The organism is Methylobacterium sp. J-026 (assembly GCF_022829585.1).
In the GTDB taxonomy this organism is placed as follows: domain Bacteria; phylum Pseudomonadota; class Alphaproteobacteria; order Rhizobiales; family Beijerinckiaceae; genus Methylobacterium.
In genome coordinates this window covers 1-643 of sequence record NZ_JAKSYC010000328.1, presented here as the reverse complement: position 1 = coordinate 643, position 643 = coordinate 1, and the positions used below count along the sequence as shown (strand labels likewise).

The 643-nt window shown below is 69.8% G+C and carries 2 protein-coding genes; both read right to left on the bottom strand.

Features of this window, described 5'->3' with window-relative positions; translation table 11 throughout:
- Nucleotides 1-201, bottom strand: a 201-nt coding sequence (locus MKK69_RS28870; RefSeq protein WP_243973607.1) for a hypothetical protein, incomplete at its 3' end; no start/stop codon positions are given.
- Complete coding sequence (locus MKK69_RS28865) at nt 198-416, bottom strand: hypothetical protein (RefSeq protein WP_243973606.1); 219 nt, start codon at nt 414-416, stop codon at nt 198-200. The genes MKK69_RS28870 and MKK69_RS28865, both read right to left, overlap by 4 nt.
- Nucleotides 417-643: the final 227 nt, after the last annotated feature.

The following is a 643-nucleotide window of genomic DNA, read 5'->3' as shown; positions in this document are numbered from 1 at the left end:
GCCGGTGAGGCACAGCACGCCGTTGTTTACGGTCGCTTTCCCTTGGGCAGCCCAGCGTTGCCAGTTCGTGAGCGCGTCGGCCGCGGCGAGGTCACCAGCCACGTCGCCGATCGGGTGATCCGTCAGGAGTGCGGTCGGGGCGCCCCCGCGGCGGCCGGCCTCGATGCGGGCGAGGCGGCGTTCCAGGTCAATGACGCTCATAGCCTTGGCTCCGATCGGGGTAGCTGCCCCTCGCGGCGCATCAGGCTCACGGCCCACTCCTCAAGGTCGGGGTCGATGGCCTCGCCGGCTTCGGCCCGTCGAAGAACCGCGATCAGGCCCTCAAGCTCGTCGTCGGTGTAGCGGTGAACGCCCTGGATCCGGTGGCGGAACCGCTGCTCGGCCTTGGCCAGCCGCGCCTCAATGGAAGCGCGCATCCGGGCCTCCGATGTCTTCCTCGATCAGGGTGGCGAGGGCGGCGTCTCCAGCATCCCCGGTCTCGCGCAGGTGCCAAGCCGCTTCCGCCCCGAGAGCCCGCCAATGGGATGATCCCTCTGAAAACCCGGGACAGTGAAGGTTCCACCGCCGGCTACTCGGCGGCCGCCGCGGCGGTGGGCGGCTCGCGCTCGACCGTGCGGAAATTCTCGAGTTCCGCCAGGAAGTT

Excerpts from the sequence above, each read along its gene's own strand:
- MKK69_RS28865 (WP_243973606.1), bottom strand. The coding sequence starts at position 416 with ATGCGCGCTTCCATTGAGGCGCGGCTGGCCAAGGCCGAGCAGCGGTTC.